The sequence below is a fragment of the Streptomyces rubellomurinus genome, from assembly GCF_000961885.1.
Lineage (GTDB): Bacteria > Actinomycetota > Actinomycetes > Streptomycetales > Streptomycetaceae > Kitasatospora > Kitasatospora rubellomurina.
The window spans coordinates 113841-129416 of sequence record NZ_JZKH01000001.1 but is presented as its reverse complement, the minus strand read 5'-3'; the positions used below and the strand labels follow the sequence as shown (position 1 = coordinate 129416).

Sequence of the window (15576 nt, the reverse complement as noted above, 5' to 3'; positions counted from 1 at the left end):
GGTTCAGTCCGCCTTCGAGGCCATCGTCGGGTCGTAGAGGTCGTGGCCGGCGGACCAGCCCTGGGTGATGGTCTGCTTGGCGCGCGTGGCCAGGTCGTCCACCCGGTTCTGGTCGAGTCCGGCCTCGCGGCCGGCGTCCTCGACGGCGTTGACGACCGCCTGCTGCGAGCCCTGGACCGTCGCGCCGGTGGTCTTGTGCGCCTCGTCCCGGCCCTGGTTGGTGGTGTCCACGTGGTAGCTGTCGGCGACCTGGGTCATGATGTCGCCGATCTGGTCGTTGATGAAGCTGCCCGCCTTGGGGATCTTGTCCACCAGGATGCCGCCGCTGTTGTCCCAGACCATCTTGGCGATGTCCTTCTTGGAGTCGATCGCGTCGTTGATCGCCTTGTCGGATATCGCGTGGTTCTGCTGGATCTCGTCCGACATCGCGTGGGTGATCAGGCCGGCGACCTGGCCGCCCGGCATGGTCACGTTCTCGATCGCCGTGGCCATGTCCGGGTGCAGCTCCGGGTGCATCATGACCTGCTGGATCTGGGCCGACTGGTACGCCTGCTGCGCGGTGGCGATCGTGGCGTACGCGTCGGGGTTGCGGCCGACCGTCGAGAGCAGGATGGCGGTGTTGTCGTGGTTGAGGAAGCCGGGGGCGCCGTTCGAGGGCAGCCGCGAGTTCGGGCCGCCGCTGTTCGGGCCGGGCCCGTCCAGGGCGTTCTCGATGTCCGCGATGTGGTTGGCGGCCATGTTGCCGATGCTGCCGTTGAGGTTGGCGAGCGGGCCGCCGCGCAGCATGTTCGGCCCGTCGCCGGTGCCGAAGCGGTCGACGACCTTGCTCATCACGTCGTTCATCGCCGCCGTGTGCGGCGGGTACGGGCTGGTCGTGTCGTCCCAGGCCCGGCCGGTGGCGGCGGCCTCCAGGGCGTGCCCGAGCGACAGGACGTGGGCCGGGTCGGGCTTGGTCTCCATCGGGCGCAGCGGGTAACTGATGTCGTTGATCAGGGAGTTGTCCCCGCCGGCGGTGAACAGCTTGACGTAGTTGTTCTCGCCGCCGGTGCTCTTGACGGTGCCGTCCGGGTTGTAGGTGGTCGTCGGGTCGTGGAAGAACTTGGTGGCCGCCTCGGGGCTGTGGCCGAAGGCGTCCAGGATGCCGGACAGCGGGTTGAGGCCCTGGAGGTGGCCGTCCTTGTCGACCTGCCCGATGAACTTCAGCGAGTCGAACGGGTAGCTGTTCTGGTAGGCGACGGCCTGCCAGCGGCCCGGGTTCTCCTCGGTGAGCTGGGTGACGTGCTCGGCGATCGGGTTGAGGAAGTGGGAGTCGTACGTCCCCTCGCGCAGCAGGTTCGACACGATCTGGTACCCGTACGGGCTGTGCGCCGGGTCGGCGCCCGGCGGGACGGGGATCTGCTTGGCGCCGGCGGCCCGGAACCTGCTCTCCCAGTCGTCCGAGACGTGCAGCGGCTGCTTGGTGTCGGTCGCGGTGGCGAGGGTGAGGCCGAGGTCCTTCTGGATGCCCTTGATGGCGGCGCTGCGGGCCGTGCTGTTGGCGTAGTCCCCGCTCTGGGCCATGGCGCCGTACTTGGCCATGAAGTCGGCCGGGTCCTGGTTGCCGTAGAAGGCGGAGGCGAACCGGGGGTCCTGGTGGTAGTGGTCCAGGATGGTCTGGAGGTTCTTGAGCTGCTGGTCGGAGGCCCCGGCGCCGAGGCTCATGATGTAGGTGGCGGTCTTGGCCTCCTCCTCTGCGATGCCGCCGACCGGCTTGGCGTTGAAGGCGGTGCCGTCGCTGCCGGTGTCGTCGCCGAGGGCCCGGGAGGCGTCCTGGTCGGCCTCGGTGGCGCGGTCGACCGCGTCGAAGATGGCCTTGGCGGCCGTCTCGGCCTTGGCCTGCCAGCTCTTGGTGTAGTCCGGGTCGTGCTTGTCCTCGGGGGTGGTGGGCGCGGGCCACTTCACCGTGCCGTCGTCGGTGACGGTGAGGCCGGCGGTGACGGCGTTCTGGACGGCCGTGGCCAGGTCCTTCTTGGCGGCGGAGATCGCGGTGTGGGCGTCGCGCAGGGTCTTGGCGAGCGCGGTGGCCTCCTCGAAGGCCGCGTGGATCTGGTCGCGGGCCCAGGTGAACCGGGCGTTGGCGAGGCCGGCGGCGTCGCCGTGCCAGCCGGACTGCTGGACGGTGCCGATGACCTCGTTCTGCATCCGCCGGGTGAGGTCCCAGTTGCGGACGAGTTTCTCGAAGTCGCCGGCCGCCGAGTCGAGGCTGCCGAGGTCGACCTGCTTGAGCTGGCTGAACGTCACCATGGCGGTGCTGCTCCCCCCGTTGTGCTGTGGCTAGCTGTTGGCGCCCTGCGGCTTGTTGAAGCTGGCGTGGACGTCGCCCTCGGTCTTGACGTACGACTGCGCCGTGGTCTGCAGGTTGGTGCCGATGTCGCCCACGGCGGTCTTCAGGGCGTCGGCCTGGTTGGACCAGGTGCTCCAGGCGGCGGGGAGGACGGTGCCCAGGGACCAGCCGGCGAGCGCGGTGCCCGCCGCGCCGACGTGCTCGGCGGGCTGGCCGCACTCGGTCTTGACGGCGTCGCGCAGGGCGAAGGCGTTCTGCGCGGCCTGCTGCAGCACTCCGGTGTTCACGGTGACGGCCTTGCCGCCGCCGCCCGCCGGGGTCAGCGAGACCGGGGCGTCGTTGGCGCCGGCCAGGTCCGGGAACTGCTTCTTGGCCTCTTCGGTCAGATTGCCCTTGTCGTCGAAGAGCCACGGATTCATTCGACGCTCGAAGTCGAGGTCTGTCACTTGCCACCCCCTGGGAAGAACGGAACGGAGCGTACCGAATGCGGCGTGGGCTAGCCGTGTGGCGTATGCGGAAGAATCATAAAGATTTGCGAAACCCGGGTTTACGTGTATTGAGCGCGGAATTCGAATGAACACACGGTGAATGGCGATGAACGTCGAGGTGCGGACCTGTGCCCAGTCGCACATTGCCCCCGCCTCGCCCCTCGTGCCAGAGTGCCGAGCATGGTCCACCCCCTCACCTCCACGCCCCTCCCCGCCCAGGCGCACGTCTTCGACTGGCTCGACGAGACCGCCGCGCTGCGCGCCGACGCCGGGCTCACCCGCACCCTGCGCAGCCGGGCCGCCGACGACCCGGTGCTGGACCTCGCCGGGAACGACTACCTGGGCCTCACCCGCCACCCCGCCGTCACCCGCGCCGCCGCCGACGCCGCGCTGCGCTGGGGCGGTGGCTCCACCGGCTCCCGGCTGGTCACCGGAACGACCGCGCTGCACACCGAACTCGAAGGCGAGCTGGCCGAGTTCTGCGGAGTGGAGGCCGCGCTGGTGTTCTCCTCCGGCTACACCGCCAACCTCGCCGCGCTCACCGCGCTCACCGACCCGGACACCCTCATCGTGTCCGACGCCTACAACCACGCCTCGCTCATCGACGGCTGCCGCCTCGCCCGCGCCGACGTCCACCGCGCCCCGCACAGCGACCCGGCGGCCGTCGCCGAGGCGCTGGCCGCACGGGCGCAGCGCCGGGCCCTGGTCGTCACCGACTCCGTCTTCTCCGTCGACGGCGACGCCGCCCCGCTGCCCGGCCTCGCCGATGCCGCCCGCGCGCACGGCGCCGCGCTGCTCGTCGACGACGCGCACGGGCTGGGCGTGCTCGGCCCCGGCGGGCGGGGCGCCCTCGCCGCCGCCGGGCTCGCCGGGCAGCCGGACACCGTCGCCACCGTCACCCTCTCCAAGTCGCTCGGCTCGCAGGGCGGCGCCGTCCTCGGCCCGCGCCGGGTGATCCGCCACCTCACCGAGACCGCGCGGACCTTCATCTTCGACACCGGCCTCGCCCCGGCCGCCGCCGGCGCCGCCCTCGCCGCCCTGCGCCTGCTGCGCGCCGAACCGCAGCGCGCCGACCGCGCCCGCGAGGTCGCCCGCACCCTCGCGGCCCGCCTCACCGCCGCCGGCCTGCACGCCTGCGAGCCGGACGCCGCCGTCGTCTCCGTCCGCGCCCCCGGCCCCGAGGCCGCCGTCGCCTGGGCCGCCGACTGCCGCACCGCCGGCCTCGCGGTCGGCTGCTTCCGCCCCCCGTCCGTCCCGGACGGCATCTCCCGCCTGCGCCTCACGGCCCGCGGCGACCTGACGGACGCCCAGATCGCCGACGCCGTCCGCACCATCGCCGACCTCGCCCCGGCGGGCGCGCGGCGCGGATAACCGCTGGTCGGGGTGGGGGCGCTCCGGGCAGGATGGCGGGATGACCGATCTGCTCTGGGACGACGTCGCCTGGCTGTTCGACCCGACCGATGGGGGCTGCCTTCCCGACGTCTACGTCGCCGACACCACGGTGGCGGACTGGCAGGCGGTGCTCGACCTCGTCGTGGAGCGGGGCTGGGCGTACGAGTACACCGAGGGCGACACCGTCCGGCCGCTCCCGAGGGCCGAGACCGTGCTGGCGCGACCGGCCGACGCGGAGTGCCCGAACCTGTGCGTCCGGCCGAGCGCCGACGTCTGCGCGATCTTCCGGTTCCTCGGTGACGAGCAGATCGACTTCGACGTCTCCCTGTGGGAACTCCAGGGCCAGGAGCGGCTGGACGTGCTCTGCGGGTTCCTGGCCGCGATCGGGCGGCGGCTCGGCAAACCGGTGCCGATGTACGTCGAGGGCGACACCCGGGCGCCGTTCCTCGGGTACGACGCCGAGGCCGACCGGGTTCGGGTGCTGTGGCGGCCGCCGCCCGGCGGGGGTGGCTCAGCGGTGGGGTGAGACCAGCAGTGCCTCCGCGCCGATCGGGCGGTAGCCGGCGGCCTGGAAGGCGCGGACGCTGGGGGCGTTGCCGGGGGCCTGCTGGGCCCAGACGACCTCGCCCTCGGGGAGGAGGTGGCGGGCGGCGGTGGCGAGGGCGCGGCCCAGGCCGCGGCCGCGGGTGTGCGGGTCGACCTCGATGGCAGCCTCCCAGCGGCCGGCGACGCCGCGGCCGAGGACCAGCACGCCGCCGTCCGTGGTGAACACCCGGACGTCCTCGCGGAAGTCGAGGGCGCGGACCACCCGGGGGTGCTCGCGGTCCTCGACCTCGGCCAGCGGCAGCGGCGGCTCGCCCGGCAGGCGCCCGGCGGCCGTCACCAGGTCGGTGTTGCCGACGACCCGGCCGGTGCGGGCGGCGAAGGCGGACAGGAACGACGGGCTGAGCGGCGCCGAGAGCGGTTCGCCCGGCGCGGCGGCGACGGTGTCGCGCACCCAGGCCGGGTCCTCGGCGGTGAACACCACGGCGTGCGCGGCGAAGGACAGCACCCCGGCCTCGCGCGGCGAGGGCTGCGGCACCACCGTCACCGACCCGTCCGGCGGCGGGAACACCCCGCCCGCCGCGTCCGCCAGGATCTCCGCCAGCCCCCGCACCCGCACGTCCATGCTCATGTGCCCAGGCTAGCGGGCTACTTCACTTCTTCCTCGCCCGGCTCGGCTGCACCCGGGTGGGCTCGCCCGCGGCCTTGGGATGGTCGGGCGGGTACGGGAGTTCGCCCAGGCCCTCGTCGCGCAGCTGCTTCTCGTACAGCTCCAGCAGGCCGTCCAGGCGGAAGGCATGCTGCTCCATCTCCGCGTTCAGGTCGCCGAGTTCGGCGAACCGGGCGGGGACGGTCCGCAGGTCGAAGTCCTCGGGGGAGGCGTCGTCGAGCTCGTCCCAGCGCAGCGGGGTGGAGGCGGTGGCGCGCGGGCGGGCGCGCAGCGAGTAGGCGGAGGCGATGGTGCGGTCGCGGGCCATCTGGTTGTAGTCGACGAAGATCCGCTCGCCGCGTTCCTCCTTCCACCACGCGGTGGTGACCTTGCCGGGCATCCGCTGCTCCAGCACCCGGCCGAGTGCGATGACGGCGTGCCGCCCGTCGGTGAACGTCCACTCTGGTTCGAGCGGCACGTACACGTGCAGGCCGCGCCCGCCCGAGGACTTGGGCCAGCCGCGCAGCCCGTGCTCCTCCAGCAGGGCGCGCAACTCGTGGGCGGCGCGGACGGCGTCGTGGAAGTCGGTGCCGGGCTGCGGGTCGAGGTCGATGCGCAGCTCGTCGACGTGGCCGGTGTCGGCGCGGCGGACGGGCCAGGGGTGGAAGGTGAGGCAGCCCAGGTTGGCGGCCCACAGCACGGCGGCCGGTTCGGTGGGGCAGATCTCGTCGGCGGAGCGGCCGCTGGGGAACTCGATGCGGGCCGTGGGCAGCCAGTCCGGCAGGCCCTTGGGGGCGCGCTTCTGGTAGAAGAACTCGCCGTCCACGCCGTCCGGGAAGCGCTGCAGCGTGGTGGGCCGCTCGCGCAGCCCGCGCAGCACCCCGTCCGCGACGGCCAGGTAGTACTGCGCGACGTCCAGCTTGGTGAAGCCGCGCTCGGGGTAGTACACCTTGTCCGGGTTCGACAGCCGGACGGTGCGCCCGGCGACTTCCAGTTCCACGGCTGCGCCCATGCCTGACACGCTAGACGTGCCGCGCCCGCCGCGCGCCCCGGGGCGAACCGCGCCAGGCTGGGAGCCATGGACCTGCCCGTGATGCCGCCGGTGGCGCCGATGCTCGCCAAGTCGGTGGCCAGGATCCCGCCCGGGATGCAGTACGAGGCCAAGTGGGACGGCTTCCGCACCATCGTGTTCCGCGACGGCGACGAGGTGGAGCTCGGCAGCCGCACCGGCAAGCCGCTGACCAGGTACTTCCCCGAGCTGGTCGAGGCGTTCCGGCGGGCGCTGCCGGCGCGCTGCGTGCTGGACGGCGAGGTGGTGATCGCCCGGGACGGGCGGCTGCGCTTCGAGGAGCTGCTGGAGCGCATCCACCCGGCGGCCAGCCGGGTGCGGCTGCTGGCCGAGCAGACCCCGGCCTCCTTCGTCGCCTTCGACCTGCTCGCCCTCGGCGACGTCGCGCTGCTGGAGCGGCCGCTCGCCGAGCGCCGTACGGCCCTGGAGGAAGCCCTCGCCGGCGCCGCCGACCCGGTGTTCACCGCCCCGGCCTCCACCGACCCGGACACCGCGCGGGCCTGGTTCTCCGAGTACGAGGGCGCCGGGCTGGACGGCGTCGTCGCCAAGCCGCTGGACCAGCCGTACCGGCCGGGCGAGCGCACCATGTACAAGATCAAGCACGAGCGCACCGCCGACTGCGTGGTGGCCGGCTACCGCGAGCACAAGAGCGGCCCGGTGGTCGGCTCGCTGCTGCTCGGCATCCACGACGCCCGGGGCAGACTCCAGCACGTCGGCGTCTGCGCGGCCTTCTCGATGGCCCGCCGCCGCGAACTGGCCGAGGAACTGGCCCCGTTGCGCATGGACGACCTCGCCGCGCACCCGTGGGGCGGCTGGGCGGACGAGGCCGCGCACGCCGAGGGACGGCTGCCGGGCGCGGTCAGCCGCTGGACCGGCGGCAAGGACCTGTCCTGGATCGCGCTGCGCCCCGAGCGGGTGGTCGAGGTCGCCTACGACCACATGGAGGGCACCCGGTTCCGGCACACCGCGCAGTTCCGCCGCTGGCGGCCGGACCGCACGCCGGAGAGCTGCACCTACGCGCAGCTGGAGGAGCCGGTCTCGTACGACCTCGGCAAGGTGCTGGGGATCTGACGCAGCGTCAGGGGCCCGAACCGGTACACCGGTTCGGGCCCCTGACGGCGGTGGATCAGGAATCCGTCTCCTCGGAGATGTGCAGCGTGGCGGAGCCGGAGGGCGCGGGCGTCGTGGTGCCGAGCGGCGTCCGGCTGGCACCCGCGGACGGGGACGGGGAGGGGGACCCGGACGGCGAGCCGGGCGCGGTCGGCGATCCGGTCTCGGCGGGCGTCGGCAGCGTGTAGACGTTGTTCGGCGAGACGATCTGCGTGATCGCCCGGGCCAGCAGCGTCGACGGCTCGGTGCCCTGGTACGAGACGTCGGTGTTGGTCATGATCACCAGCGAGGCCTGCGCCGCCGGCAGGTAGATCACGACGGTCTGGTAGCCGGGCAGCGAGCCGTTGTGCCCGATCCACCCGTGGGTGTTGAACACGCCGAAGCCGTAGCCGAGCGCCGGCAGCCCGGCCTCCCGGGTCTTGAGCCGCTCCGCCTGGGTGTCCGGCTTGATCAGCGGCGTGCCGGTGGCCAGCACCTTCGACCAGGTCTGCAGGTCGGCGAGGGTGGAGATGGCCGCGCCGGCGGCCCAGCCCCAGGACGGGTTCCAGTCGGTGGAGTCGGCGACCGCGCCGTCCAGCGTCTGGTTGGTGGTGCCGTGGGCGTGCGGGTCGGGGAAGGTGGCGTCGGTCGGGAAGACCGAGTTCTTCATCCCGGCCGGGTCGAACACCTGGGCCTTCAGGAAGTCCTGGAGCGGCTGGCCGCTGACCTTCTCGACCAGGAGGCCGAGCAGGATCGCGTTGGTGTTGGAGTACTCGAACTTGGCGTCCGGCGCGAAGTCCGCCGGGTGCTTGTACGAGTACGCGAGCAGCTGGTCCGGGGTGAACGGGCGCGTCGGGTCGCTGAGCAGCGCGTGGTCGAAGTCCGGGTCCAGGCTGTAGTTGTAGAGCCCGCTGCGCATGTCGCCGAGCTCGCGGACGGTGATCTTGTCGCCGTTCGGCACGTTGGGGACGTACTTGGAGATCGGGTCGTCCAGGCCCACCTTGCCCTGGTCCACCAGCCGCAGCACGGCGGTGGCCGTGAGGGTCTTGGTGACGCTGCCGATCCGGGTGTACAGGTCGGTCGACATCGGCACCTTGCGACCGGGGTCGGCCAGCCCGAAGGCCTTCTGGTAGCTGCCGTCCGGCGTGGTGTAGCCGACGATCACGCCGGGGACGGACGCCTGGCTCATCACCTGCTGGATCGCGGCGTCCAGCTTGCCCATCACGTCCGGCGTGAGGGCCACCACCCCGCCGGACGGGCTCGCGCTCGGCGAGGCGGACGGGCTGAGCGCGGCGGGCTCGGCGGTGACGGCCGCGCCACCGGCCGGCTCGGCGGTCTTCGGCGAGCCGGAGCAGGCCGCGGTGGTCAGCAGGCCGGTCACGGCGAGGGCCGCGGCGGCCGCGCGTACGGAGCGGGGAGCGGCCGGGCGCGGCCGTCTGGTCTTGGTCATGGATCGGGAGCGCCTCTCTGCGGCGGAGGGCCCCGGAGCTCGAAGGACGGCTCCACGGGGCCGCGGGGGAGCGTCGCCACCGTAAGCACCGGCGCGGCCCGCCCGCGCGCGGGTCGATCGTCGGCTGATCCGAACGGGCCCGCCGTCAGCCGAGTGCCCCAACCCGGGTGGCGGCCGGCTGGTGATGAGCGCGCCCCCGGGCGCCGATCGGTGTCGCGGCCCGGGCCCCCGCGCTCGGCCGGACGGGTGAGCACCGGCACGCCGTACCCGCCCGCGACCGCCGCTCGGGCACGATCGTTTAGCCCAGCTGTGACCGGCCTTAAGAATTCCTCGATGGACCGCACCCCCTCCCACCAGGCAGATTTCTGCCTGCCCGGAGTGCGTCCGCCAGGAGCGGCCGTACCGGGCCCCTCGGTCTGCCCCCCTCCGCAGGCCGTCCCCGCACCGCACGTCAGGAGCCGTCGCCCGTGAAGGCACTCGTCAAGCAGAAGGCCGAGCCCGGCCTCTGGATGATCGACGTCCCGAAGCCCGAGATCGGCCCCGGCGAGGTGCTGATCAAGGTGCTGCGGACCGGCATCTGCGGCACCGACCTGCACATCCGCAAGTGGGACGGCTGGGCGCAGCAGACGATCAGGACGCCGATGACGATCGGCCACGAGTTCGTCGGCGAGGTCGCCGAGATCGGCGCCGGCGTCGCGGACATCACGGTCGGCGACCTGGTCAGCGGCGAGGGCCACCTGGTCTGCGGCAAGTGCCGCAACTGCCTGGCCGGCCGCCGCCACCTGTGCCGCAACACCATCGGCCTGGGCGTCAACCGGGACGGCGCGTTCGCCGAGTACGTGGCGCTGCCCGCCTCCAACGTCTGGGTGCACCGGGTGCCGGTCGACCTCGACGTCGCCGCGATCTTCGACCCGTTCGGCAACGCCGTGCACACCGCGCTGTCCTTCCCGCTGGTCGGCGAGGACGTGCTGGTCACCGGCGCCGGCCCGATCGGCATCATGGCCGCCGCCGTCGCCAAGCACGCCGGCGCCCGCAACGTGATGATCACCGACGTCTCCCCGTACCGCCTCGACCTGGCCCGCGAGGTCGGCGTGACGCTGGCGCTCAACGTCGCCGAGCACACCATCGAGGAGGGCCAGCAGAAGCTGGGCCTGCGCGAGGGCTTCGACGTCGGCCTGGAGATGTCCGGCCGCCCCGAGGCGATGCAGTCGATGATCGCCAACATGACGCACGGCGGGAAGATCGCCATGCTCGGCCTGCCCGCCGACGACTTCCCGGTCGACTGGGCGCGCATCGTCACCTCGATGATCACCATCAAGGGCATCTACGGCCGCGAGATGTTCGAGACCTGGTACGCGATGTCCGTGCTGCTGGAAGGCGGCCTGGACCTCAGCCCGGTGATCACCGGCCGCTACGCCGCCGACGACTTCGAGGCCGCCTTCGACGACGCCGCGAGCGGCAACTGCGGCAAGATCATCCTCGACTGGACCGCCTGAGCACCCCGCTGACCCCGAAGGAGCCTGTTGTGTTCGACAACGTGCGCGCCGACATCGCCACCACCCTCGACGAGATCCGCGAGGCCGGCCTGTTCAAGCCCGAGCGGGTCATCGGCACCCCGCAGAGCGCCGCGGTCACCGTCACCGGCGGCGGCCGGCCGGGCGAGGTGCTGAACTTCTGCGCCAACAACTACCTCGGCCTGGCCGACCACCCCGAGGTGCTGGCCGCGGCCAAGGACGCGCTGGACCGCTGGGGCTACGGCATGGCCTCCGTCCGCTTCATCTGCGGCACCCAGGACGTGCACAAGGAGCTGGAGGACCGCCTCTCGGCCTTCCTCGGCCAGGAGGACACCATCCTCTACTCCTCGTGCTTCGACGCCAACGGCGGCGTCTTCGAGACCCTGCTCGACGCCGACGACGCCGTCATCTCCGACGCGCTCAACCACGCGAGCATCATCGACGGCATCCGGCTCAGCAAGGCCCGCCGCCACCGCTACGCCAACCGCGACATGGCCGACCTGGAGAAGCAGCTCCAGGACACCCAGGACGCCCGCCGCCGCCTGATCGTCACCGACGGCGTCTTCTCGATGGACGGCTACGTCGCCCCGCTGCGCGAGATCTGCGACCTGGCCGACCGCTACGACGCGATGGTCATGGTCGACGACTCGCACGCGGTCGGCTTCGTCGGCGCGGGCGGCCGCGGCACCCCCGAGCTGCACGGCGTGATGGACCGCGTGGACATCATCACCGGCACCCTCGGCAAGGCGCTCGGCGGCGCCTCCGGCGGCTACGTCGCCGCCCGCCGGGAGATCGTCGCCCTGCTGCGCCAGCGCTCCCGCCCGTACCTGTTCTCCAACTCGCTCGCCCCGGTGATCGCGGCCGCCTCGCTGAAGGTGCTCGACCTGGTCGAGAACTCGAACGAGCTGCGCGAGCGGCTGGCGGCCAACACCGCGCTGTTCCGCGCGAAGATGACCGAGGCCGGGTTCGAGATCCTGCCCGGCGACCACCCGATCGCCCCGGTGATGATCGGCGACGCGGCGAAGGCCGGGAAGCTCGCCGAGCTCCTGCTGGAGCGCGGCGTGTACGTGATCGGCTTCTCCTACCCGGTGGTGCCGCACGGCCAGGCCCGGATCCGGGTGCAGCTGTCCGCGGCGCACTCCACCGAGGACGTCGAGCGCGCCGTCGCGGCCTTCGTGGACGCGCGGGCCGCCCTGGGCGACGAGTAGCCCTCCCGAACTGCCCGTGGGGGCGGTCCGCTCGGAACCGGACCGCCCCCACGGGCCCCAACTTCCGTACGGCGCGGGCGACATCGACTCCGCCCGCGCCGTACGGACCCCAAGGACCACCTGTCCCACCCTCCCGCAGGCGGGGGCGGGCCCCGGCCGCACGGCCGCCGGCCCGCCCCCGTTCGCGGCTCCGCGGGGCCGTCGGCCTCCGCCGCCCGGCCGGGAGTGCTCGGCCGCGCTGGCAGAATTGGCCTTGTGATCGACGCACGACGGCTGCGGACCCTCCGGGCCGTGGCGGACCACCGGACCGTGACCGCCGCGGCGGCCGCGCTCTACCTGACCCCCTCCGCGGTCTCCCAGCAGCTGGCCGCCCTGGAGCAGGAGACCGGGCACCACCTGCTCGCCCGCGAGGGCCGCGGCGTGCGGCTCACCGCCGCCGGGGAGATCCTGCTCGGCCACGCCGACGCGGTGCTCGCCCAGCTCGAACGCGCCGAGGCCGACCTCGCCGCGTACAGCGCGGGCGCCGCCGGGGAGGTCACCGTCGCGTCCTTCGCCACCGGCATCGCCCTCGTCCTCGCCCCGACGATCGGGCTGCTCGCCGAGCGGGCCCCGGGCGTGCGGCTCAAGGTGCTGGACGCCGAGGGCGACGCCAGCCTGCCGATGGTCCTGGACGGGCGGGCCGACCTCGCCGTGGCCGTCGAGTACCGGGGCGCCCCGCGCGCCGACGACGCCCGGCTCACCCGCGTCCCGCTGTACGCCGAGCCCTTCGAGGCCGTCCTGCCGCTCGACCACCCGCTGGCCGCCGACACCGGCCCGCTCGCCGTCGCCGACCTGGCCGACCAGCCCTGGATCGGGCCCTACCCGGGCAACCCGTGCCACGACGTCGTCCTGCTCGCCTGCGAGCACGCGGGCTTCCAGCCCCGGCTGCTGCACTCCTCGGACGACTTCCGCGCCGTCGTCGCGCTCGCCTCGGCGGGCGCCGGGGTCGCGCTGGTGCCGCGCTCGGCGCTGCGCGGCGTCGACCTCGCGCGGGTCGCCGTCCGGCGGGTGGACAGCGAACTCGCCACCCGCCGCGTCTTCGCCGCCGTTCGGGCCGGCGCGGACGGCCACCCGCTGATCCGGCCCGTCCTGGACGCCCTCGCCGAGGCGGCCGCCGCCGAGGCCTAGACACCCGCCCCTCGCACGGGAGCGCCGACCGATCCGGTCGGCGCTTTTTTCGTGCCCGGGTTTCGTGCCCGGGTCCGTGCGCTATGGTTTCCGTACGCGTTAAGTATACGTGTACAAAAACTAGGGGGGAGTCCCGTGAAGGACGTGGAGGACATCGGAAGGACTCGGGGGAGGGCGCTCGGCGCGGTCGCGATCGTCCAGTTCATGGTCACGCTCGACATGACCGTGGTGAACGTCGCGCTGCCCGGCATCGCCGCCGGGCTGCACATCGACCAGGCCCGACTCCCTTGGCTGGTCAACATCTACGCCCTCTGCTTCGGCGGCTTCCTGCTGCTCGGCGGACGGCTGGCCGACCACTACGGGCACCGGCGCGTCCTGCTCGCCGGCACCGCCGCCTTCGCCCTCGCCTCCCTCGGCGGCGGGCTCGCCCAGGACCAGGCGCAGCTGATTGCCGCCCGCGCCGTCCAGGGCGTCGGCGCCGCCGTGATGGCGCCCGCCGCGCTCGCCGTCCTCACCCTCACCCAGCGCGAAGGCCGCGAACGCACCCGCGCCCTCGGCGTCTACGCCGCCGTCTCGGCGGTCGGCGGCGGCGCAGGCGTGCTGGTCGGCGGGCTGCTCACCGAGTACGCGGGCTGGCGCTGGGTGATGTGGGTCAACCTGCCGATGGCCGTCGCCGCACTGCTGCTCGCCGCGGGCAGCGTCCCCGGCGGGACGGTCGGCGGTCGGCGCGGCCGGCTCGACCTGGTCGGCGCCGTGCTCGCCACCGCTGGCGTCGGCCTGCTCATCCTCGGCGTCGAGCGCACCGAACAGGTCGGCTGGGGTTCCGCCGCCACCGCCGGGACGCTGGCGGCCGCCGGGCTGCTGCTCACCGGCTTCGTGCTCTGGGTCCGGTACGGGCCGATGGCGGACCCGCTGATCCGGCTCGGCCTGCTGCGCCGGCGGGGTGTGCTCGGCGCCAACCTGTTCATGGCCCTGCTGGTCGGCGGGCAGTTCGGCGCCTTCTACTTCTCGACGATGCACCTGCAGACGGTCCTCGGCTTCAACGCCGCCCAGGCCGGCCTCGGCTTCCTGCCGCTCACCCTGTGCGTGGTGGTCGGCATCCAGGCCTCCAGCCGCCTGATGCGCCGCGGCGTCCCCGTCCGGCTGCTGCTGGTGCCCGCCGGCCTGATCGGCGCGGCCGGCTTCGCCTGGTGGGCCGCCCTCGGCCCGGCCGGCAGCTACCTCGGCGACGTCCTCGGCCCGTCCATGGTGGCCGGCCTCGGCATCGGCTTCTCCTTCGTCCCGCTCACCGCCGCCGCCACCGGCGGCCTCCCGCCCCAGGAGGCGGGCGCGGCCTCCGCGCTCCTCAACTCCGCCCGCCAGATAGGCGGCGCCATCGGCCTCGCCGTCCTGGTCGCCGCCGCGACCGCCCGCACCGACCACCGCCTCGCCGCCGGAGCCAGCCCGGCCGTGGCCGCCACCCAGGGCTACGGCCTCGGCTACCTCCTGGCCGCCGCCTTCCTCCTCGCGGCCTCCCTCGCCGCCGCCACCGTCCTCCCGGGCCGCCGCCCCGCGCCCGCTGCGGAGCCCGGCCTCGAACGTGAGCGGACGGCGGAGGGTGCCCGGGCCGCGCGCTGACCGGGGCGCCGGGCCGGGAACGGCCGCAGCCCTGCCCGCGCGTGGTGCGGGCAGGGCTGCGGAAATCCGGCAGCTGCTCGGCGTCCCGGGGCGGGCGGCCGCCGCCGTGGTGGGGTGGCGGGGCGTCCCGGCTCGGGCGGCCGTGCAGCCGCTGGTCGGTGGGGGCGGTCGGTCGGGACCGCCCGGGGTCACCCCTTGAGGGTGATGAGGTGGACGGCGGGGGCCGAGACCACCTGGACGGTGTCGGTGCCGGGGACGCGCAGCTTGGCGAAGCCGCCCTGGAGGGCGACCAGGGCGCTGGGGACGTAGGAGATCGCCTCGCCGTCCGCGTTCAGCACCGTGTAGCCGGTGTTGAGTTCGACGGCGGCTTCGGTCCAGTCCTCGCTCATGCGTCCCCCCGGGTGTGCGGCTGTCCTGCTGTCCTGCTGGCCTGCGAAACGGTACCGATCGGTTCCGACTGGGAGGACGGTACCGATCGGTGCCGTTTGGCGTCAAGGGCGGCTAGGATCGTCTGCATGGCAGTCAACGCACGGGCGCGCCTGCTGAGCACGGCCGAAGCCCTCTTCTACGCCTACGGGATCCACGCGGTCGGGGTGGAGCGCATCCTCTCCGAGTCCGGTGTGGGCCGGGCGTCCTTCTACCGGCACTTCGCCGGGAAGGAGGCGCTGGTGACCGCGGTCCTGGAGGGCCGCGACGCGCGGTGGCGCGCCTGGCTGTCCGAGCGGGTCGCCGCGCACGGCGGCCACCCGCTGAACATCTTCGACGCGCTCGCCGAACGGTTCTCCGCACCCGACTACCGCGGCTGCGTCGCGATCACCACCATGACCGAGATCGCGGACCGGTCCAGCCCGGCCCGCCAGATGGCGGCGCTGCACAAGACCCGCGTCGTCGAGCTGGTCGAGCAGCTGCTGCGGGACGCGGACGTCCCCGAACCCGCCGCCCGCGCCAAGCAGTTCGCCCTGCTGATGGACGGCGCCATCGTCACCGCCCTGCGCGAGGGCACCCCGGACGCCGCCTGGCGGGCCCGCGGCATCGCGGAGTCCCTGCTGGCCGCCTGAACCGGCGGA

Annotated in this window: 14 protein-coding genes; 8 read left to right on the top strand and 6 right to left on the bottom strand. The window is 73.6% G+C overall.

Annotated features, from left to right (window positions below; genetic code table 11):
- Positions 1-3 precede the first annotated feature (3 nt).
- Positions 4-2283 (bottom strand): hypothetical protein, encoded by a 2280-nt coding sequence (locus tag VM95_RS00585; protein ID WP_045691909.1) that lies wholly within the window; start codon positions 2281-2283, stop codon positions 4-6.
- 30 nt (positions 2284-2313) lie between these two features.
- Complete coding sequence (locus tag VM95_RS00580; RefSeq protein ID WP_157881951.1) at positions 2314-2769, bottom strand: hypothetical protein; 456 nt, start codon at positions 2767-2769, stop codon at positions 2314-2316.
- A 222-nt stretch (positions 2770-2991) separates the two neighbouring features.
- Between VM95_RS00580 and VM95_RS00575 the strand changes: the two genes are divergently transcribed.
- Both VM95_RS00575 and VM95_RS00570 read left to right on the top strand, forming a co-directional pair.
- Positions 2992-4182, top strand: coding sequence for an 8-amino-7-oxononanoate synthase (locus VM95_RS00575; RefSeq protein WP_045691907.1), 1191 nt, complete (start codon positions 2992-2994; stop codon positions 4180-4182).
- 40 nt (positions 4183-4222) lie between these two features.
- On the top strand, positions 4223-4729 hold the full coding sequence (locus VM95_RS00570; RefSeq protein ID WP_045691906.1) for a hypothetical protein: 507 nt from the start codon (positions 4223-4225) through the stop codon (positions 4727-4729).
- On the opposite strand, the gene VM95_RS00565 is transcribed toward VM95_RS00570, so the two are convergent.
- Complete coding sequence (locus tag VM95_RS00565) at positions 4715-5377, bottom strand: GNAT family N-acetyltransferase (protein ID WP_244178558.1); 663 nt, start codon at positions 5375-5377, stop codon at positions 4715-4717. The genes VM95_RS00570 and VM95_RS00565 overlap by 15 nt on opposite strands.
- Positions 5378-5399: 22 nt before the next feature.
- Positions 5400-6407, bottom strand: coding sequence for a non-homologous end-joining DNA ligase (ligD, locus tag VM95_RS00560; protein WP_208615377.1), 1008 nt, complete (start codon positions 6405-6407; stop codon positions 5400-5402).
- Between the two features lie 66 nt (positions 6408-6473).
- Here ligD and VM95_RS00555 point away from each other — a divergent pair, with 66 nt between their 5' ends.
- A complete protein-coding gene (locus VM95_RS00555) occupies positions 6474-7535 on the top strand; it encodes an ATP-dependent DNA ligase (protein ID WP_045691905.1) in 1062 nt (353 codons plus the stop codon).
- A 55-nt stretch (positions 7536-7590) separates the two neighbouring features.
- Here the strand turns inward: VM95_RS00555 and VM95_RS00550 are convergent, their stop codons facing one another.
- Positions 7591-9003, bottom strand: a complete 1413-nt coding sequence (locus VM95_RS00550) for a serine hydrolase domain-containing protein (RefSeq protein ID WP_045691904.1) — start codon at positions 9001-9003, stop codon at positions 7591-7593.
- Between the two features lie 467 nt (positions 9004-9470).
- Here VM95_RS00550 and tdh point away from each other — a divergent pair, with 467 nt between their 5' ends.
- The 4 genes from tdh (at position 9471) to VM95_RS00530 (ending at position 14509) form a co-directional block, all read left to right on the top strand.
- Positions 9471-10499, top strand: a complete 1029-nt coding sequence (gene tdh / locus VM95_RS00545) for an L-threonine 3-dehydrogenase (protein ID WP_045691903.1) — start codon at positions 9471-9473, stop codon at positions 10497-10499.
- A gap of 29 nt (positions 10500-10528) precedes the next feature.
- Complete coding sequence (locus tag VM95_RS00540; protein WP_045691902.1) at positions 10529-11725, top strand: glycine C-acetyltransferase; 1197 nt, start codon at positions 10529-10531, stop codon at positions 11723-11725.
- 255 nt (positions 11726-11980) lie between these two features.
- Positions 11981-12892 carry a LysR family transcriptional regulator gene (locus tag VM95_RS00535; protein WP_045691901.1) on the top strand — a complete coding sequence of 304 codons (912 nt, stop codon included), beginning with the start codon at positions 11981-11983 and terminating at the stop codon, positions 12890-12892.
- Between the two features lie 135 nt (positions 12893-13027).
- Positions 13028-14509, top strand: coding sequence for an MFS transporter (locus VM95_RS00530; protein ID WP_208615376.1), 1482 nt, complete (start codon positions 13028-13030; stop codon positions 14507-14509).
- 188 nt (positions 14510-14697) lie between these two features.
- On the opposite strand, the gene VM95_RS00525 is transcribed toward VM95_RS00530, so the two are convergent.
- Positions 14698-14898 (bottom strand): hypothetical protein, encoded by a 201-nt coding sequence (locus VM95_RS00525; protein ID WP_045691900.1) that lies wholly within the window; start codon positions 14896-14898, stop codon positions 14698-14700.
- Positions 14899-15024: 126 nt separating this feature from the next.
- Between VM95_RS00525 and VM95_RS00520 the strand changes: the two genes are divergently transcribed.
- Positions 15025-15567, top strand: a complete 543-nt coding sequence (locus VM95_RS00520; protein ID WP_045691899.1) for a TetR/AcrR family transcriptional regulator — start codon at positions 15025-15027, stop codon at positions 15565-15567.
- Positions 15568-15576: the final 9 nt, after the last annotated feature.